This is a genomic window from Photobacterium halotolerans DSM 18316, from assembly GCF_000425165.1.
Classification (GTDB): Bacteria; Pseudomonadota; Gammaproteobacteria; order Enterobacterales; family Vibrionaceae; genus Photobacterium; species Photobacterium halotolerans.
Map to the genome: position 1 here is coordinate 123627 of NZ_AULG01000014.1, position 18610 is coordinate 142236.

General features: G+C 54.0%; 17 protein-coding genes and 1 pseudogene. 1 reads left to right on the forward strand and 17 read right to left on the reverse strand.

The features are described from left to right. Positions 1 to 8: 8 nt before the first annotated feature. From H511_RS0102795 to urtA, 12 genes and pseudogenes are all read right to left on the reverse strand, one after another. A complete protein-coding gene (locus H511_RS0102795) occupies positions 9 to 692 on the reverse strand; it encodes an urease accessory protein UreF (RefSeq protein WP_027250939.1) in 684 nt (227 codons plus the stop codon). Positions 693 to 694: 2 nt separating this feature from the next. Continuing rightward, positions 695 to 1291 (reverse strand): HupE/UreJ family protein, encoded by a 597-nt coding sequence (locus tag H511_RS0102800; RefSeq protein ID WP_027250940.1) that lies wholly within the window; start codon positions 1289 to 1291, stop codon positions 695 to 697. Positions 1292 to 1351: 60 nt separating this feature from the next. Beyond that, positions 1352 to 1834: an urease accessory protein UreE gene (gene ureE, locus H511_RS0102805; protein WP_027250941.1), complete on the reverse strand. Its 483-nt coding sequence runs from the start codon at positions 1832 to 1834 to the stop codon at positions 1352 to 1354. A gap of 21 nt (positions 1835 to 1855) precedes the next feature. Further along, positions 1856 to 3559 carry an urease subunit alpha gene (ureC, locus tag H511_RS0102810; RefSeq protein ID WP_027250942.1) on the reverse strand — a complete coding sequence of 568 codons (1704 nt, stop codon included), beginning with the start codon at positions 3557 to 3559 and terminating at the stop codon, positions 1856 to 1858. A 2-nt stretch (positions 3560 to 3561) separates the two neighbouring features. After that, positions 3562 to 3954: an urease subunit beta gene (locus H511_RS0102815; RefSeq protein WP_051287751.1), complete on the reverse strand. Its 393-nt coding sequence runs from the start codon at positions 3952 to 3954 to the stop codon at positions 3562 to 3564. A 27-nt stretch (positions 3955 to 3981) separates the two neighbouring features. Next, positions 3982 to 4284, reverse strand: a complete 303-nt coding sequence (ureA, locus tag H511_RS0102820) for an urease subunit gamma (RefSeq protein WP_027250944.1) — start codon at positions 4282 to 4284, stop codon at positions 3982 to 3984. A gap of 18 nt (positions 4285 to 4302) precedes the next feature. Then, entirely contained in the window at positions 4303 to 5115 is an 813-nt protein-coding gene (locus tag H511_RS22360; protein WP_420835028.1) for an urease accessory protein UreD, read from the reverse strand. Between the two features lie 200 nt (positions 5116 to 5315). Beyond that, entirely contained in the window at positions 5316 to 6011 is a 696-nt protein-coding gene (gene urtE / locus H511_RS0102830; protein WP_027250945.1) for an urea ABC transporter ATP-binding subunit UrtE, read from the reverse strand. Positions 6012 to 6041: 30 nt separating this feature from the next. After that, a complete protein-coding gene (gene urtD, locus H511_RS0102835) occupies positions 6042 to 6926 on the reverse strand; it encodes an urea ABC transporter ATP-binding protein UrtD (protein ID WP_051287753.1) in 885 nt (294 codons plus the stop codon). Continuing rightward, entirely contained in the window at positions 6923 to 8008 is a 1086-nt protein-coding gene (gene urtC / locus H511_RS0102840) for an urea ABC transporter permease subunit UrtC (protein ID WP_051287755.1), read from the reverse strand. Before urtC ends, urtD begins: the two co-directional genes overlap by 4 nt. A 15-nt stretch (positions 8009 to 8023) precedes the next feature. Then, a pseudogene (gene urtB, locus H511_RS25200) lies at positions 8024 to 8935 on the reverse strand (urea ABC transporter permease subunit UrtB); the annotation flags it as partial. 869 nt (positions 8936 to 9804) lie between these two features. Then, complete coding sequence (gene urtA, locus H511_RS0102850; protein ID WP_027250949.1) at positions 9805 to 11094, reverse strand: urea ABC transporter substrate-binding protein; 1290 nt, start codon at positions 11092 to 11094, stop codon at positions 9805 to 9807. A gap of 396 nt (positions 11095 to 11490) precedes the next feature. Here urtA and H511_RS0102855 point away from each other — a divergent pair, with 396 nt between their 5' ends. After that, positions 11491 to 11682 (forward strand): hypothetical protein, encoded by a 192-nt coding sequence (locus H511_RS0102855; RefSeq protein WP_027250950.1) that lies wholly within the window; start codon positions 11491 to 11493, stop codon positions 11680 to 11682. 110 nt (positions 11683 to 11792) lie between these two features. On the opposite strand, the gene sstT is transcribed toward H511_RS0102855, so the two are convergent. The 5 genes from sstT to H511_RS22370 all read right to left on the reverse strand — a co-directional run bounded on the left by sstT (position 11793) and on the right by H511_RS22370 (position 18605). Beyond that, entirely contained in the window at positions 11793 to 13031 is a 1239-nt protein-coding gene (gene sstT, locus H511_RS0102860; RefSeq protein WP_027250951.1) for a serine/threonine transporter SstT, read from the reverse strand. 381 nt (positions 13032 to 13412) lie between these two features. Continuing rightward, a complete protein-coding gene (locus H511_RS22365) occupies positions 13413 to 15131 on the reverse strand; it encodes a BatD family protein (protein ID WP_051287757.1) in 1719 nt (572 codons plus the stop codon). Positions 15132 to 15162: 31 nt separating this feature from the next. Further along, positions 15163 to 17133, reverse strand: coding sequence for a VWA domain-containing protein (locus tag H511_RS0102870; RefSeq protein ID WP_027250952.1), 1971 nt, complete (start codon positions 17131 to 17133; stop codon positions 15163 to 15165). Continuing rightward, positions 17126 to 18088, reverse strand: a complete 963-nt coding sequence (locus H511_RS0102875; RefSeq protein WP_027250953.1) for a vWA domain-containing protein — start codon at positions 18086 to 18088, stop codon at positions 17126 to 17128. Before H511_RS0102875 ends, H511_RS0102870 begins: the two co-directional genes overlap by 8 nt. After that, positions 18081 to 18605, reverse strand: a complete 525-nt coding sequence (locus H511_RS22370) for a DUF4381 domain-containing protein (protein ID WP_051287759.1) — start codon at positions 18603 to 18605, stop codon at positions 18081 to 18083. The genes H511_RS0102875 and H511_RS22370 overlap by 8 nt, the downstream gene beginning before the upstream one ends. Positions 18606 to 18610: the final 5 nt, after the last annotated feature.

Sequence of the window (18610 nt, forward strand, 5' to 3'; positions counted from 1 at the left end):
ATGTCTCCTTAGGAACGGAATAAGCGTGTGTATTGGGTTTCATGCTGGCTGGAGGCAATGGCCTGCGCCGGGGCGAAGCTGCTCACTTCGTGATCCGGTATGGCTGCAGAACGTGCGACTGCCTCCGCCAGCACGGATGACAGTTCCAGCAGTAGTTGCTGTCCCGCCGTCTGTCCCAGCGGGATGAGTTTCACGCCCGCCATAGTGGTATTTTCCAGCCAGCTCCACAGGTAGCCACGACAAAGCGCGTCCATTTCTATTCCCCAATGCGTGGCAGCCAGAGCAAAGCCGGAAAGCTGGTTATCTCCTACCAGTCCCACCTGTTGTGGCAACGGTATCTCCAGTTGTTGCAGCAGTGTGGCCGTTGCCTGCCCACGCTGTTTTTCTTCCTGCCTGAGTTCTTTGGTTTCCCGGCTGGCGTACAGCCACTGATTCCATTTTGCTATCGCCTGAGTGTCTTCACATTGCCAGGCCTGATACAGCCGTCTGAGGACAGGCAGTTCAAGGGTGATCAGACTTTGACTGAGCATATCTCTGAGCCAGTCCCCCAGGGTGATTTTGTCATGGACCCAGCCTTGTTCGACTGCCCATTCCAGTCCCTGCGAATAGGTAAAAGCACCGATTGGCAGGGAAGGGCTGATCAACTGATAGAGCCGAAACTCAGCCGTGGTATCAGAAAAAGGGGAAGCCATCACTAGGAAGCCAGAGCCAGCATTACGCCGCTAAAAGCCAGTACCGGACTTAGCCAGCGGGCCGGAACTGCCCGGCCGATGAAATTACCGGCAATCAGGATCCCGGTAGCGCTGACCAGCATACCCGGCGCGAAAGTCAACAGTGCTGAGGCCGGTGCTTCAACACCGTGTGCCCAGCCGTGTGCCAGCAACATGGCGACAGACAACATTGAGCCAACGGTTGCAAGGTGGCTGCGGCCAAAGGCTTTAAAGCCCAGCGCAGCGGCGGCAACAAATACTGACCCCAGAATCAGGGTTTCCATACCGCTGAAACCGCCGGTCATCGCACCAAACGCCAGGCCAAGCAGTATGCTGGCCAGTGCGCTGACCATGAGGGACATCTGCTTCTTCAGCCCCGGGGTCTGCGCTGACAGGAAACCCACCCCCAGTAACATGGCCAGGTGATCAAGGCCTGTCAGTGGGTGAGTGACACCAGCCATAAAAGAATTGATGATGGTGCCGGCTTCCTGACCATGACCGACGTGGGCAAAGGCCGGTGCCGACAGTAAAATGCCTGTCCCGATAAAGGCAATGCGTTGCTTGGTTGAACCTTGATGCATGTGAAGTTCCTTTTCTTGTTAAAGTCATTCTATGGTGGAAAAATCAGGTGTGATCCGGGCTTAATGCTCGTGCTCATGATGGTGGTGATGGCTGTGTCCGCCGCCTTGCTGGCCGCCATATGCCCCGGATTCGGGCTCAAACGGCGCCTGTTCTACAGTGACTGTCCCGCCAAGGCCATGCACCATGTCATCGAGCACATGATCATGCTGATAACGCAGCCAGTTCGCATGAATCTGTAAAGGCACATGGCGGTTGCCAAGGTGATAACACAGGCGGGCCAGCAGGTGCGAATCGTCGCAGTAGACGGTGGAGACAGACTCTGGCGCTGCCAGGACAGTCACTGCAATACCCTCGTCGTTTGTGAGCAGATCACCGTCGCGCAGAATGTAGCCGCGCGGCAGAAAAAGCCCGGCGGCACGACCATCATCCAGGGTGACTTTCAACCGGCTTTTTATACGAGAATCGATAGGCAGGCTTAAGGTGGCATTGCTCGTATTGTCTGTGCGTTCCGCGGCGGGAATAAAGCGGGTTAACTCAATCATAATTGCATCCTGCTGTTTTGATTAGAATAAGAAATAACGCTGTGCCATAGGCAGTTCAGTGGCCGGCTCGCAGATTAACAGTTCGCCATCGGCACGAACCTGATAAGTTTGCGAGTCCACTTCAATGTGTGGCAGCCAGTCGTTGAGTTTCATGTCGGACTTACGGATGGTACGGCAACCCTTCGCGACGCCGATTCGGCTTTGCAGCCCCAGAGAATGGGCCACACCTTCTTTGTAGGCCAGCTGAGACAGAAACAGCATCGAAGTCTGCTGGCTGGCTTTGCCAAAGCTGCCGAACATAGGGCGGTAATGCACGGGCTGCGGTGTCGGGATCGAAGCATTCGGATCGCCCATAGGTGCTGCCGCTATCATGCCGCCTTTGATAATGGCACTGGGTTTGACGCCAAAAAAGGCCGGTTTCCACAGCACCAGATCAGCCAGTTTACCGGGTTCGACCGAGCCGACTTCGTGGCTGATCCCATGAGTTATCGCCGGGTTAATGGTGTACTTGGCGATATAACGCTTGAGGCGGAAATTATCATGATGTGACGGGTCTTCTTTCAAACTGCCACGCTGCACTTTCATTTTGTGTGCCGTCTGCCAGGTGCGAGTGATCACTTCGCCAACACGGCCCATGGCCTGTGAATCAGAAGAAATCATCGAGAAAGCCCCCAAATCATGCAGTATGTCTTCGGCGGCAATGGTCTCGCGGCGTATCCGGGACTCGGCGAAAGCCACATCTTCGGCAATCGAGGGATTCAGATGATGACATACCATCAGCATATCAAGGTGTTCATCCACGGTATTGATGGTGTATGGCCGGGTCGGATTGGTCGACGATGGCAGCACATTGGCGATCCCTGCGGCCCGGATAATGTCCGGCGCGTGGCCACCCCCAGCCCCTTCTGTGTGATAAGTATGAATCACGCGATCGCCGATCGCAGCCAGGGTGGATTCCACAAAACCGGATTCGTTCAGGGTGTCGGTGTGGATGGCAACCTGGATATCGGTGTTCTCAGCGACGCTCAGGCAGCAGTCAATGGATGCAGGCGTAGTTCCCCAGTCTTCGTGCAGTTTCAGGCCAATGACACCTGCGGCGACCTGTTCGTACAATGCGTCCGGCAGGCTGGCATTGCCTTTACCTAACAAACCGAAATTCATCGGAAAGCTATCCAGTGCTTCCAGCATGCGGTGAATATTCCACGGCCCCGGCGTGCAGGTCGTCGCATTGGTGCCGGTCGCCGGTCCGGTGCCGCCGCCAATCATAGTGGTGATGCCCGACATCAGTGCTTCTTCAATTTGCTGGGGGCAGATGAAATGGATGTGAGCATCAATACCACCGGCTGTCAGTATCTGACCTTCACCGGCGATGATTTCAGTGCCGGGGCCGATGATGATATCGACATTCGGCTGGATATCCGGGTTGCCTGCTTTACCAATGGCACTGATACGGCCGTTTTTGACAGCCACGTCGGCTTTGACGATGCCCCAATAATCGAGGATAACGGCATTGGTGATCACCAGATCCGGGGTCTGTGATGAAGGGCGCTGACTCTGGCCCATGCCGTCCCGGATCACTTTACCGCCACCAAATTTTACTTCGTCGCCATAAACGGTGTAGTCTTTTTCCACTTCCAACCACAGCTCGGTATCCGCCAGCCGAAGCTTATCGCCCGTTGTCGGACCAAACATTTCCCCATAGGCCTGTCTGGACATGGTTGCCATAATTATTGCTCTCCCTGCTTATCATCCGTGGGCCTGTCGTCGGCCTGGTCCAGCGATCCCATGACTTTTCCCTGAAAGCCATAGACTTTCCTGTCTCCGGCAAAATCGACCAGCTCTACCGTGCGGCTCTGGCCCGGCTCGAAACGGACCGCGGTGCCTGCCGCAATATTGAGCCGGAAGCCTCGGGTCTTTTCGCGATCAAACTGCAGCGATTCGTTGGCCTCGAAGAAATGGTAATGCGAGCCGATTTGCACCGGGCGATCGCCGAGGTTTGCCACACTCACCTGACAGGTTTCACGGCCAGGATTGAGAATAATATCGCCGGCGGCGGTTCGCAGCTCACCGGGGATCAGCGCAGGCTTAGCGTGTCTGTCCTTGTTAATTTCCTTGCTCATTACGGTGTCTGTCCTTTTAAGAAGTCGCTATACGATGGGCTCGTGAACCGTGACCAGCTTGGTGCCATCAGGAAAGGTCGCTTCAACCTGGACATCGTGGATCATGGTGGCGACACCTTCCATAACGTCGTTCTGTGTCAGAATCGTGCGTCCGTAATCCATCAGCTCGGCGACTGTTTTGCCCTCGCGGGCACCTTCAAGAATTTCGGCACTGATCAGCGCAACAGCCTCGGGGTAATTGAGCTTGAGGCCTTTGGCCTTACGGCGTTCAGCCACCAGAGCCGCGGTGAAAATCAGCAACTTATCTTTTTCTCTGGGTGTTAATTCCATGTCTGCGCCTTGTGTCCGTCAGGTTGCCCATATCCGGGGTGGCAGGGGATAAGTGCCAGACCAATGTGCACGTGTGTGCTGCCAGATACGGGTGAAAAGTTGTAAGAGAGGCTCAGTGCCCTGTGCCAGTGCACGAACCGCAAGCAGACCGTCAATATGAGTCACACCTGCTATCAGATTGTTTTTGTTTGCACTCTCATGATGCTGATTTAGCAAATCCTGTACCACAATGAGCAGTTCGTCGGTTTCTCCGGCAATCAGCAGGGTCGCATTCATCGGAAAATCGCGCAGGCTGGCGGCACGAGCAGGCTGGGACAGCGAGGCATTGAGGTTCATGCCTTCGGCCAGCACGAGCTGGTCGCCCAGATATACCCGACAGTGTCCTGCGATATGCCCTGTTTCGAAGCACTCATTCAGTGCAGGGCGTCCAAAACAGTGCATTTCCCAGCCGATAAAGCGCCCGCCTGGTGCAATGTGAATATCTGTGCTGAAGTTGACCTTCGCGCCGGGGAAGTGGATGTTTTCCTGAGGCAGCCACTCTAATTGTGCCCCCGACGCCACGCTGAGGATCTGTCGCTGATGCGCCAGCTTGCCGGCAGAGCGATAAAATTTCGTTGCTCCGGGTGTTGTCACCAATGCGTGAGCCCCTTCGCTGACGTGCGCTTTTATCGTCAGTTGATCACCGCCGACGACACCGCCGGGCGGGTGAAGCAGATAGGTGTGGCAAACCGGGCCTTCGGGATAAAGAGGGCGCTGTACCGCCAGTGGTCCCTTCTGGCTTCGTTGCCTGAGCACGGTTTTGTCTCCGCGATCAGCAAAGCCCAGCTGTATCTCTGCCTGCCAGCCTCTGTTTGTGTCTGTCCCGTTTAGATTGCTGCGCTCACAGGGCTGAAGTGACTGTCCCTTTAGTTTTTCGTGTGGATTGCCCGCTGCTGATTGTGTCTGTCCCGTTAGAGGTAATAGAGGTAATAGAGGTAATAGAGGTAATGTGCCTGTCCCTTTAAGCTGGGCTGCCTTCCGATCGCTCTGCGTCATACGGTGAGGTACTCCTTGATGTGAGCCTCAGAGAGGTTGGCCATTTCTCCGCTGGCGACGGTTCGTCCCCTGTCCAGCAAACAAAAACGGTCGCCGACTTTACGTGCAAAAGGCAGTTTCTGCTCCACCAGCAGCACAGTCAGGCCGAGCTCGTGGTTTAGCTTTCGGATGATGTCACCGATTTCTTGTACGATATTGGGCTGTATGCCCTCGGTGGGTTCATCCAGTAAGAGTAATGTCGGGTCCAGCACCAGTGCCCGGGCGATAGCTAGTTGCTGTTGCTGCCCGCCGGATAAATCGCCGCCCCGTCGGTGCAGCATGTCTTTTAACACCGGGAACAGATCGTAGATGTAGGAGGGAATACGTCTGTCACCGCGCGGGCGAACCGGCAGGCCAATCTGCAAATTTTCTTGTACAGTCAGGAGGGGAAAGATTTGCCGTCCCTGAGGCACATAGCCCAGGCCGCAGCGCGGGCGGGCTTCGGTTGTCAGCGGTAATAAATTCTGCCCGTTAAAGGTAATTTGCCCGCTGCGGGCTTTGATTAAGCCCATGATGCATTGCAGCAGTGTGGTTTTGCCCACGCCATTGCGACCCATCAGCACGGTGCACTGGCCTTCGGGGACAGACAGTTCAAGATCCCACAGGGTATGGCTTTCACCGTAAAACTGGTTCAATCCTTGTATTTCTAACATAGTGATTCCTTTTGACGATCAGTGAGACACTTACTGACCTAAATACACTTCCCGGACTTTGTCGTTGCTCTGAATATCGGCCATGTTGCCTTCTGCCAGCACATGTCCCTGATGGAGAACGGTCACAGTGCTGGCGATGGAGCGCACGAAGTCCATATCGTGCTCGACAACCACCACAGAATGCTGTCCGGCCAGTGAGCGCAACAGCTCGGCGGTTCGGTCCATTTCCTGATGCGTCATGCCTGCTACCGGCTCATCGACCAGCAGCAGTTTGGGTTTCTGCATCAGCAGCATGCCGATTTCCAGCCACTGTTTCTGGCCGTGGGATAAATTTCCCGACAGCATCTGGCACTGCTCTGTTAATCCAATCAGTGTCAAAACCTGTTCAATGTTGTCCTTTTGTTCGCCAGACAGCCGGGCTCTGAAGGTCTGCCAGACCCCTCTGGTTCCTGTCATGGCCAGTTCCAGATTGGTCCAGACCGACAGGCATTCAAAGACGGTGGGTTTTTGGAATTTCCGGCCGACACCGGCAGTGGCAATCTCAGCTTCATCCATCTCCAGCAGGTTGAGGTTCGAACCAAGCCAGACCTGGCCGCTGTCAGGGCGTGTTTTTCCGGTAATGATGTCCATCATGGTGGTTTTACCGGCCCCGTTTGGCCCTATGATGCAACGCAGTTCACCTTCTTTGATGTAGAGGTTGAGATCCTTGATGGCCTGAAAACCATCGAAAGCGACGGAAACCCCTTCAAGGTACAGCAGTATGTTGTGTCGGGTGTCGATCAGCGGGTGGTGCTGAGGTTTCAGGAAATCGAAGACTTCATGACGGCGGGTGAGCGGCTGTAACGGATTGTGCGTCAGCAGCTTGTCCAGCCGTGATGGCGTTGTGCTCGGGTGAAGCGTGGTGACTGTTGTCATGCGGATACCTCGCGACGTTGCAGCAGGCCGGCAAGGCCTTTGGGCAGAAACAGGGTGGCGAGGACAAACAGGCTGCCGAGCGCAAAGAGCCACACTTCCGGGAACTCCACCGTGAACCAGCTTTTGGCATAGTTGATCAGTACTGCACCGATGACGGCGCCATACAAAGTGGCACGGCCACCAAGCGCGACCCATACCACGATTTCAATGGAGTTCAGCGGGGCGAATTCTCCCGGGTTGATGATGCCAATTTGCGGTACGTACAGTGCACCGGCAATGCCTGCCAGCACCGCAGACAAGACAAAAATCGCCAGTTTGACATGTTCTACTTTATAGCCGATGAAGCGCGTGCGGGCTTCGGCATCGCGGATGGCGACCACCACACTGCCTAACCGGCTGGCGATGACTGCGCGGCAAACCAGATAGCCAAGGATCAGGGCCAGCACACTGGCGACAAACAGGGCCATTCGCGTGGTGTCGGCCTGCAGGTCGGCACCAAGCAAGTCTTTAAAATCCGTCAGGCCATTATTGCCGCCAAAACCCATCTCGTTGCGGAAAAAAGCCAGCATCAGCGCAAAGGTCAGTGCCTGTGTCATGATAGACAAATACACCCCAGACACCCGTGAGCGAAAGGCCAGCCAGCCAAAGACAAATGCCAATGCCCCGGGGATCAGCACTATCATCAGGCAGGTAAACCAGAAGTGATCGAACCCGTACCAGAACCAGGGTAATTCTGTCCAGTTCAGGAAGACCATGAAGTCCGGCAGGTCGGGGTTGGCATACACCCCCCGGTCACCAATCTGGCGCATCAGGTACATCCCCATGGCGTATCCGCCCAAGGCAAAGAAGGCACCGTGGCCCAGACTGAGAATGCCCAGATAACCCCAGACGAGATCGACAGCCAGTGCCAGTAAGGCGTAACACAGGTATTTGCCCAGCAACGAGACAGTGTAAGTTTCCAAATGAAGCGGATGCCCCTGCGGGACAGCAAGATTGAGGACAGGCACGATGATCGCGGCTGCAAACAACAGGGTCAGCAACACCTGTCCTCCGCGATCCTGTCTGAGTATTGAGGTCAGCATAATGAAATCCTTTTCTTATCCTTCAACGGCTCTGCCGCGTTGCGGGAACAGGCCGCGCGGGCGTTTTTGAATAAACAGAATAATAAAAACCAGCACCAGGATTTTCGCCAGCACGGCACCGGCCCAGGGTTCGAGGATCTTGTTGAAAATGCCCAGGCTCAGGCCGGCAACCAAAGTGCCCCACAGGTTGCCGACACCGCCAAATACCACCACCATGAAGGAATCAATGATGTAGCTCTGGCCCATGTTTGGCCCGACATTGGTCAGCTGGGAAAGCGCGACCCCGGCAATACCGGCAACGCCGGATCCCAGTCCGAATGTCATGGCATCGACCCATTCAGATCGGACCCCCATTGCCCGGGCCATGCCTCTGTTTTGCGAGACGGCGCGAACCTGCAGGCCGAGCGAGGTTTTTTTCAGCACCAGCAGCAACAGGGTAAAGATCAGAATACAAAAGCCTATGATGATCAGTCGGTTCCAGGTCAGGCTGAGCATAGGGGTGATTTCCAGCATCCCACTCATGAAATCCGGCGTCGTCACTGAGCGGTTCAGCGGAGAGAAAATACTGCGAACGGCTTGTTGCAGGATCAGGCTGATGCCGAATGTGGCCAGCAGGGTTTCCAACGGGCGGCCGTACAGAAAGCGGATCACGCTGCGCTCAATGGCGACGCCGACAAGTCCCGACACCACGAAAGCCGCCGGAATGGCAAGGAGCAGGGCCAGTGCCGTATGCTGGGGCATGAGTTGTTGCAGCACATAGGTAGTATACGCGCCCAGCATAATCAGCTCGCCATGGGCCATATTGATCACCCCCATGACCCCGAAAGTGATGGCCAGACCAATACCGGCCAGCACCAGCACCGACCCCATGCTCAACCCGAAATACAGGGTTTCGACACCGTTGTAAACGCGTTGCCGCTGCTCATAGGCGCTGAGCGCACGTGTCAGTGCGCTGTGAATGTCTGGGTCTTTTGCTACGGGTTCGGCTTGAGCCAGAGCGCGTTGCGCGGCAGGGTGGGCGGCATCTGACAGCGACTGAATCAAAGCCAGCTGGCTTGCTTTGCTGTCTGCAGCGCCGCCGCGCTGGTTATCATCGGCCTCGCTGTCTGCGGCCTGGCTGAGCTGGCCCAGTCTGGCGATGTCGAGCGCCAGGGTTATGGCCGCTTTGATCTCTGGGCTGGTTTCCTGGCTCTGCTGCAGGCGAAGTGCCTCAATGATATCCGGTTCGGTGTTGCCTGTCAGCGCCTTGACTGCGGCTAACCGGACAGACAGATCAGTGCTGCTCACATCGAGTGTGGAAAGCCGTCGTTGAATCACAGTGCGCAGCGCATTATTGATGGCCACTTTTTTGTAATCACGCGGGTTATCGAGCGTCACCGGCTTATTGCTGCTCAGCAGCAACGCATTTTGATTATCCTGTAACAACACCAAAGCGTGAGTGTGTTTCTGGTAAGCAATGGCGCGATTGAGCAGGCCATCAAGAATGGTTTTGGTTTGCGGATGGTGCTGAGCAATCAACCATTCAATGGCTTCGGCTTTGCGCTCGAAATTGCGCTGGGCGAAGCTGCTTTCCACATCAGTGAAGCTGTTGACTGAGCTGGCGTAAGCCGTCGAAACCACTACAGGTAAGCAGAGCAGCAGTATCAGCAGTTGCCGAACACAAGTGATGGAAGTCTGGAGTAAAGTCAGCAGTCCAGACAGTAACTGTTTGGTCATGAGTGTCGTCCGTGAGTGCAGGAACAGATCCAATCGTCCGGCAATCCGGGCCGGACGATGGAGTGACGCGGGAAGGTATGTTATTCGCTGCTACCCGCACATTTGCCAGAGACAACATTGAAGCTGCCACAGGACATGGGTTTTTCCCAGCTGGCGAACAAGTCTTTTGAACCGGGCAGAAAATCGGACCAGGCATCACCGGCCACTTCGTCTTTGGTTTCCCATACGGTCACGAACTGACCGTCATCCTGGATTTCGCCAATCAGCACCGGTTTGGTGATGTGGTGGTTCGGCATCATGGTGGCATAACCGCCGGTCAGATTCGGGACAGTCACCCCAATGATGGCATCCTGTACTGCCTCGGAATCTGTCTTCCCGGCTTTTTCAACCGCTTTCACCCACATGTTGAAGCCCAGATAAGAGGCTTCCATCGGATCGTTGGTGACACGCTGGTCATCTTTGATGAACTTATGCCATTTCTCGACAAAATCGTTGTTCTGCTCTGTGTCCACACTCATGAAGTAGTTCCACGCAGCGAGGTGGCCAACCAGAGACGAGGTATCCATACCGGACAATTCTTCTTCACCGACGGAGAAGGCAACCACCGGAATGTCTGAAGCTTCGACTCCCTGAGCGGCGAGTTCTTTATAGAAGGGAACATTGGCATCGCCATTGATGGTGGAGACAACGGCCGTTTTCTTACCCGTTGCACCAAATTTCTTGATATCAGAGACGATTGACTGCCAATCGGAATAACCGAACGGCGTATAGTTGATCATGATGTCACTGTCGGCGACCCCTTTATCTTTCAGGTAAGCCGCCAGGATTTTATTGGTGGTACGCGGATAGACATAATCGGTACCGGCCAGCACCCAGCGTTGTACGCCCATCTCGTTCATCAGATAATCTACAGCCGGAATGGCTTGCTGATTGGGTGCCGCACCTGTGTAGAAAACGTTCTTGGACGATTCTTCTCCCTCGTACTGCACCGGATAGAACAGCAGGCTGTCGAGTTCTTCAAAAACGGGCAGCACAGATTTACGAGAGACAGATGTCCAGCAGCCGAACACCACATCCACTTTGTCTTTCTCGATCAGTTCGCGGGCTTTCTCAGCAAACAGCGGCCAGTTAGAAGCAGGATCGACAACAACAGGCTCCAGCTTTTTACCCAGCACGCCGCCTTTTTTATTTTGCTCGTCGATCAGCATCAGCATAGTGTCTTTGAGAGTGGTTTCACTGATAGCCATGGTACCGGAGAGAGAGTGAAGGATACCGACTTTAATGGTGCCGTCGGCGGCTAATGTATTGAAAGATAAAGCCATTGAGGCGGCAAGTGCTGCCCATTTCAGTGTCACTGCTTTTTTATCCATATTATGTTTGCTCCTTTTTAGTGTTGTTACAGACAGAAGCAAGGGGCAGGCCAGAAAAACGTCTTCAGATAAAAATCAAAAGAGTAAATAAAAAACAATAAGTTACCCTGACAGAGAGGAACACGTGTAGAGAAAGTAATGCAGAACTGTCCACTTGTGGTGCAAGCTGATGAGCAGGTGCACAATATTGAGTCAGGATTCAGAGATTTGGGTCATTGACCCCGCATCAGAAGCGTGAAATGCACTGACAGTGACCTTAATCGATTGTCAGCTGCAGGTAATAGTTGGGCGCTTATATTGGCTTCGGTCTTGTTTTCTGGGAGCGAAGTGGCAAGCTTAGAGTTTGCTCTGGCGGTATACTGCTTGTGAATAAATACAAATAACAGTGAGATAGCTATGCTGAAATACATTGTGATTGCCCTGGTGGGCCTGGGGATTTATATCGGAGTGACCTATAAAGATCAGATTGACGATGTGATGAATGCACGTCCGATGGAGGAGGCACAGGATATGCTTGAGGATATGGGCGACCAGGCCGCTGATGCCAAAGATGCCTTGGACAAGCAACTGGAGACATTACAGAACTGATGGGTATCGTATGACCCTTTAAGTCATTCATACAACAATGGCGACCTCAGGGTCGCCATTGTTGTTAGTTGCTCATATCAGGTGCTCAGAAAAAGCGTTAAGCGTTATGCTCAGGCTTTAACTGGATTAGCAGCTTCTTGCGCTTCGGCAGCACGGCATGCAGCCGCAGTGAAGATAACGTCAGTAGAGCTGTTCAGAGCCGTTTCCGCTGAATCCTGAATAACACCGATGATGAAACCGATAGCAACAACCTGCATCGCAACTTCGTTGGATACACCGAACAGGCTGCAAGCCAGTGGGATCAGCAGCAGAGAGCCACCGGCAACACCGGATGCACCACATGCAGACACGGCAGCCACGACGCTCAACAGCAGGGCAGTACCGATATCAACCTGAATACCCAGAGTATGAACAGCAGCCAGAGTCAGCACAGTGATGGTAATCGCTGCACCCGCCATGTTGATGGTCGCGCCCAGAGGGATCGATACTGAGTAGGTATCTTCGTGCAGATCCAGATCTTTACACAGTTGCATGTTCACCGGGATGTTTGCCGCTGAACTGCGGGTAAAGAAGGCAGTGATACCACTCTCACGGATACACTTCAGAACCAGAGGGAATGGGTTCTGCTTCGTTTTGTAGTACACGATAGCCGGGTTAACCACAAAGGCAATAATCGCCATCGAACCCAGCAGCACGGCCAGCAGGTGTGCGTAGCTGGTCAACGCAGAGAAGCCTGTTTCAGCGAAAGTTTTTGATACTAAGCCGAAGATACCGATAGGTGCCAGACGGATAACAAAACGAACGATCAGTGTGACGCCGTTAGACATGTCGTGGAACACTTGTTTGGTTGCATCAGATGCAGAATGCAGAGCGAAGCCCAGACCTACAGCCCATGCCAGAATACCGATGTAGTTTCCGGACAGAATAGCGTTAATTGGGTTATCGACGATCTGGAACAGCAGAGTATTCAGTACTTCTGCGATACCTTCAGGAGCCGCCTGATTTGCAGTGCCTGCGTCCAGAGTCAGAGTTGTCGGGAAAAGGAAACTCATGGTAACGGCAGTTAACGCGGCCATCAGTGTACCGAAAAGGTACAGCATAATGACTGGCTTCATGTTGGTATGCGCGCCTTTTTTCTGATTAGCAATCGATGATGCGACCAGAATGAACACCAGCACAGGAGCTACAGCTTTCAGAGCACTGACGAACAGGCTGCCCAGGAAACCGACTTTCAGTGCGGCATCAGTTGAGACAGCGGCTAGGACGATACCTGCCACGATACCAATAAGGATCTGGATAACCAGACTGCCATTGGCAATTTTAGCTAGGAATGGTTGTGGTTGACTCATACTACATCCTGAATGTTTTGAGTTGGTATGGAAGCGTTTTATGTTGTTTGCGGGAGGTTTTTTAACAGGATAATCGAACGATTTCCACTACTCTTTTTAGAAACTTTTAGGTTACACATTTTTAACGTTACTGAACGCTGATATTTGTGAGCGGTTTATCACTAACATTTATCTGCTTCTGGCGACATAGACCTGCTTTTATCTTGCTCTGGGCGGAGTCCATCGCACCTTGCGCTGGGCCATGGATGCTGAACAAATAAAAAATCCTGCCCGAAGGCAGGATTAACTATCACCCAATCTTTCAGTCGCGGCTCACCACAACCGTGCAGGGATGGATGAAACTCGTGCTCTGAGAGCAGGCATCTTAACGGATCAGCTAAGTCATTTTCGCTCTGCCGCCGGTATCTCTGGCACCAGAGGCGCCAGTCCATCGGCCGTTTGCGCCTTTTTGCGGCTTTTCTGCTGGCGTTGCAGCAGAGCCAGCAGATCACTCTTGTCCCACGTTTGCGGGGACTCACTGTAATGGGCCGCCATCATGGCGCTAACCGCCTGCTCCAGTTGCTGCCGGTGTTCCGCCGTCAGGTGCGATTTATCCCAGGCATTGTAGTAGGTTTGCACCTGCATGGGCTGGCATGCTGTCACCGCAGCGATCAGCTTATCTGTGATGCTGCTATTGTCAGAGGCTGAACTGACGGGCTCCGCGGTCAGTGGAGACTGTTTCCGGCTCCGCCACCACATCATCAGAGTCACAAGCCAGAGAAGGGTAACGATCAGCGTCAGCCAGGGCCACCAGGCAGAGACACCCTGAGCCTGCTGATTTACCGCCGCAGGGTTTTCATTGGTATCCGGCAGATGACTGCCCCCGGTCTGTGAGGCACCGTCACTGTGTTCATCCGATGAACGCGTGGCTCCGGGAATACTGGCAGTGGCATCTGGCTGAACCTGCAGCACTTTACCTTCAACCTGGCTGATGACTTTCTCTCCTTTGTCGGTATTCCACCAGTTCACTGTCAGAGCAGGCAGGGTAATCGTTCCGCTCTGACGGGGGATGATGACCTGTTTCAGCGTCATGACGCTGTAATCACTTTCCTGTTTGTAAACGGGTTTTTCGCTGTATACCCGGACTGAGTCAGGGTAGGTCAGGGATAAATCCGGCAGGTTACTTTGTGGTGTACCTTTCATTTTCAGTGTCAGGGTGCGCGAAACCGGTTCACCCACTTTAATGTTTGCCTCGTCCTTGTTCCAGGTTTGTTCCAGTTGCAGATCCGCGGTTGGCAGCCAAAGCCCTTTATAGTCATCGGGCTCAGCAAGGACAGTCAACGGCATCGGCTCTGCCTGAATATTGACGGGGATCCGCATGCCAAAACGCCGGTTGCTGTCGCTCTTGAAGGCAGTGCCAGTGAGTTTGGCCCCCTGAAGGGTGATATCACCCGGTTTGGTTGCTGTGACCCGGTACTTTCGGTTAATAATGGTGTAGCGCCTGCCATTCAGTACGGTATCCGCCTGATGATCATCACCCACCTTAACCACCTCCAGTCCTTCGCCCTGAGGGGCGATTAAACTGGCTTTTTCCATATGTTCTCCGAGCTTGATCTGTACCATGTAGATCTGACTTTCACCGACATACAGGCGGTTTTTATCCATACGCCCGCTGACCTCAATCGCAAGATCGGTGGTGGAAGCGCCAGCATCCGGATGGTCATCGACCTTAATCTGAATAGGATCTGACGCGGACGCGCCAATATGAAAGGCCGGAATAGTGAAATCACCTTTGGCTTTGGCAGCAAGCGACACTTGCCACTGGGTTTGTCTCGACACTGAACCGTTAATAAAGCGGTTCATGGAACGGGTGCTGGTCGTGCCGACAATGAAGTCATTGTTGAGTGGCGATAAGTCAAGGGCACTGGCGCTGACATTGTCATCTATGCTGACCGTCAGCTCAAAGATTTCATTCACCCCAACCTGGTTGGATGACACAGTGGCCACAACCTGTGCGGCATACGCCGGGTAAGAGAGCAGGCTGCCAATCAGCAGCACGGCACTTAACCAGAGCTTTGTCCGGTAAAATGCGGAAAGAAAAGTAACATACTTGGAATGCATTGTGAGTCCTTGTTTTTGTAACTGTCTGCGGCTACCAACGATTTTCAGGTGCGTCCGGGGCTGGCTTTTCTCTCGCCTGGAGAATGATCTGAGCCCTGAGCAGTTCGCGGGTGCTGTCTGGTATCTGCTCCAGTTTTTTTAATGTCGGATGGCTTGCACTCAGGCCACTGGTTCCATCGCCACTGTCATCATTATTGCCGGCTATGCGCTGATCGCTTTTCTCAGCGTTTGGCTGGGCTTGTTCGTCAGTAGGCGCCATAGGTGCCTGTCCTTCACTGTCAGGGGAAATGGCCGGGCTTGGGTCTGAACCGGCCTGGGCTGGATCGCCAGCGCGTGGTGATTGCTGACTCTCAGCCGAAGGACGGGATGGCTCAGCGGCACCTTCATTATTATGGTCCGACGCAGGCTGGCTTTGTTCATCTTGCCGTGACTGACCTTCTTGCTGTGCGCCGCCAGCAGATGCAGAGGCTGTCTGGTCAGACTGGCCTGTTTGACTGTTTTGCTGGCTGGATGGCTGTTGTCCTGAATCCGATCCTTCATGATTGTCACGGGATGAGTTGCCGGCTTGTTGCCCGGACGGCGAGCCTTGGCCTTGCTGACCTTGCTGACCTTGCTGACCTTGCTGACCTTGCTGACCTTGCTGACCTTGCTGACCTTGCTGGTTCGCTTGTTGCTGGCTGAGCTGCTGCTCGACGATATCCAGATTGGTTTTTGCATCTGTGTTATCCGGATCCGCGTTCAGCAAGTCCTGGTAGATATCGCGGGCCTTGTCCAGCTGGCCGGCTTGTGCGTACGCATTGGCCAGGTTGTAGCGAGAGGCCGGGTCAGTTAAACCTGACAGGGATTCGATTGCGCCTTCGTAATCGCCTGCCTGATACTTGGACGCTCCCTGCCAGGCGGGTGACTGGAACAGATCCGCCGCTGTCTGGTAGTCCTGTTGCTGATAGTGTTGATAAGCGTCCTGATCCTGATTCAGCCAGGGTGAAGCGAAGCTTTTCTCAACCGGCAGGAAAACGATCAGTAAGCAGGAAAATGCGATGCCTTTGCGGCAGGCGGGCAGAAAGAGCAGGATCAGCGGGATCAACAGCCAGAATCCACCGTTGAGTTTTTCCTCAATGGTTTTGTCTTCAGTTTGTTCAGACTGCGCTGTGAGATGAGACGTAGCCTCAATAAGCGCCAGAATATCCTGATCATTCCCCCGCCATCTCACCATGATGCCACCATGGCTGGCTGCCAGTGTTTCGAGCCGCCGGGGATGCATTTTGCTCAAAACAGTGTTGCCCTGATTGTCTTGTAACAGCCGGCCGTCTGGCATAGTGACCGGGGCACCTTGCGGGGTAGCGACAGCCAGAATGGACAAGCGGTATTGATTGTCTTGCAGCAACTGGTCAGTTTGCATGGCTTCTTTCTCACTGAGTCCGTCAGTGATCAAGATCAGATCTCCCTGAGGGTGCCCGGCTTGTCTGAGCAGATCGATGGCGGCTTTAATACCTGCGGCAGCGTTACTGCCCTGAATCGGCAAAATAGCAGGCGATAATCCCGGGATCAGGTTGCTCAGTGTTGCACTGTCTGCGGTCAGCGGGCTGATGATGTAACCATCTCCGGCATAGGCTATCAGGCCTGTGCTGCCTTCCTGCCAGTGAGGAAGAAGATCCATAGCTTTGTAGCGGGCCTGGGTCAGACGGTTAGGGGGCAGATCGGTCGCGTACATGGAGTTCGACATATCCATGATAATCACTCTGGCGCCGCTCAGGTTAGAGGCGGGCAACATTTGTTTTTGCCAGCTGGGGCCGGCCATTGCAACCACCGCCAGTATCCATCCTATGCTGAGGAGCAGAAGCGATAGCGCGCGGACTCGCTGAGAGGAGGGTTTATTGTCGGGTTGAAGGTGCGCAGCAATCAGCCCGGACTGTGCACGGCGTTGAGCCAGCCAGGGCAAAAGGACGGCTAGCGCAATCAATGCCAGTAACCAAGACGGATGTAAGAACGTAAAATCAGCCATATCGCCTCCAACGGATTGCCAGCAGAACGCTGAAGAATAATGCCCCTGCCAGCGGGAAACGAAACAGCTCTTCTCTTGGTCGCCAGGTTTGCTGAGCGGTTGATACAGGTTCCAGATCGTTGATTGACTGGTAAATGCTGGCTAATTCTTGCGGATTCCTTGCCCTGAAATACTGACCATCAGTGAGGGCTGCGATTTGGGTAAGCGCATGCTCGTCCAAATCCTGCGAGGGGTTAACCATACGATCACCAAAGAAACTGCGCTGCACCATTTCCTCAGCGCCTATGCCAACTGTGTATATCCTGACCTTATTTTCAGCGGCCAGCTTTGCCGATTCCATCGGATTGATCACACCGGAAGTGTTGGCACCGTCACTGAGCAGGATAATCACGCGTTGCTTGGCGTCACTGTTGATAAAGCTTTTCGCCGCGATGCCCAGTCCTTCACCAATGGCGGTGCTTTGCCCGATCAGTCCGAGCACAGTTCTGGCTAATTGCTGCTTTACCGTGTTGAGATCGAAGGTCAATGGTGTTTGCAGGTAGGCATGATTGGCGAACAGCACCAAGCCCAGCCTGTCGCCCTGGCGCTTGCCGATGAAGTCGGTGACTACCTGTTTTACCGCAGTGAGGCGATCGACAGTGTTACCCTGACTATCAACCATATCTTCAATCGACATTGAACCGGATAAATCGACCGCCAGTAACATGTCTCTGTGCTCAGGTTGTATCTGAACCGGATCACCAAACCAGACCGGCCTGGCGAGTGCCCCTAACAAGCAGACCCAGCACAGCAGAGCCAGCAGGCTTTGCCAGCGTCGAACCGGCTTTCTGACCAGATTTTCCGGCAGTACCGGCAACGTGATGGCTGCCACGGGTTGCACCGGTTTGGTAAAGCGGTAGACAAACCAGGGCAGAGGGAGCAATACGAGGGCCCACCACCATACAAATTCAAACATGCCTGTCCCCTTTTGCTGCATCCCTTTTCATCGCTGGGGTATGTTGAGGGGAGCGGGGCGGAAGGGCATGCCTTAACCAGATCTCAGCCTGATGCCGGCAGGCATTGTGAATGTCATCCCCGACTTCTGAGGCATACAGGGCTTGTGTCCATGCATCATTCAGCGACACAAATCCCTGGTGTTGTTCAGGTAGCTGATGGTCTAAAAATGCCATCCAGTGATGACCACTCAGCCCCGCCACTTGCTCGCGGGGAAAGTAGGTGAGCGCGGCCTGTCTGAGTAGGGTGTTTATTTCTGACACCGATTGAGCGCGTTTCAGTTGTGCTAATGCCTGATTTTTACCTGCTTTTAACCCGCGTTTGGCCTTGAGGTGACTCACGACCAGATACAGCAGGGCAAGCAGGATAATGATAAGTAAAGCACTTGCCCACCATCCCCAGGCCAGAGGCCAGGGATCCGGCAAAGCTGGCAGATGGAGATCGGCCAGCTGCAATGGATGCGTATGTGTTTGTGCCATAAAAG

What these genes read in the sequence shown, in the direction of transcription:
- urtE (WP_027250945.1), bottom strand. Translation starts at nt 6,011, where the DNA reads ATGTTAGAAATACAAGGATTGAACCAGTTTTACGGTGAAAGCCATACC.
- H511_RS0102800 (WP_027250940.1), bottom strand. Translation starts at nt 1,291, where the DNA reads ATGCATCAAGGTTCAACCAAGCAACGCATTGCCTTTATCGGGACAGGC.
- H511_RS0102795 (WP_027250939.1), bottom strand. Translation starts at nt 692, where the DNA reads ATGGCTTCCCCTTTTTCTGATACCACGGCTGAGTTTCGGCTCTATCAG.
- H511_RS0102855 (WP_027250950.1), top strand. Translation starts at nt 11,491, where the DNA reads ATGCTGAAATACATTGTGATTGCCCTGGTGGGCCTGGGGATTTATATC.
- urtC (WP_051287755.1), bottom strand. Translation starts at nt 8,008, where the DNA reads ATGCTGACCTCAATACTCAGACAGGATCGCGGAGGACAGGTGTTGCTG.
- H511_RS0102870 (WP_027250952.1), bottom strand. Translation starts at nt 17,133, where the DNA reads ATGGCTGATTTTACGTTCTTACATCCGTCTTGGTTACTGGCATTGATT.
- H511_RS0102815 (WP_051287751.1), bottom strand. Translation starts at nt 3,954, where the DNA reads ATGAGCAAGGAAATTAACAAGGACAGACACGCTAAGCCTGCGCTGATC.
- ureE (WP_027250941.1), bottom strand. Translation starts at nt 1,834, where the DNA reads ATGATTGAGTTAACCCGCTTTATTCCCGCCGCGGAACGCACAGACAAT.
- urtA (WP_027250949.1), bottom strand. Translation starts at nt 11,094, where the DNA reads ATGGATAAAAAAGCAGTGACACTGAAATGGGCAGCACTTGCCGCCTCA.
- urtD (WP_051287753.1), bottom strand. Translation starts at nt 6,926, where the DNA reads ATGACAACAGTCACCACGCTTCACCCGAGCACAACGCCATCACGGCTG.
- H511_RS22370 (WP_051287759.1), bottom strand. Translation starts at nt 18,605, where the DNA reads ATGGCACAAACACATACGCATCCATTGCAGCTGGCCGATCTCCATCTG.
- H511_RS22365 (WP_051287757.1), bottom strand. Translation starts at nt 15,131, where the DNA reads ATGCATTCCAAGTATGTTACTTTTCTTTCCGCATTTTACCGGACAAAG.
- ureC (WP_027250942.1), bottom strand. Translation starts at nt 3,559, where the DNA reads ATGGCAACCATGTCCAGACAGGCCTATGGGGAAATGTTTGGTCCGACA.
- sstT (WP_027250951.1), bottom strand. Translation starts at nt 13,031, where the DNA reads ATGAGTCAACCACAACCATTCCTAGCTAAAATTGCCAATGGCAGTCTG.
- ureA (WP_027250944.1), bottom strand. Translation starts at nt 4,284, where the DNA reads ATGGAATTAACACCCAGAGAAAAAGATAAGTTGCTGATTTTCACCGCG.
- H511_RS0102875 (WP_027250953.1), bottom strand. Translation starts at nt 18,088, where the DNA reads ATGTTTGAATTTGTATGGTGGTGGGCCCTCGTATTGCTCCCTCTGCCC.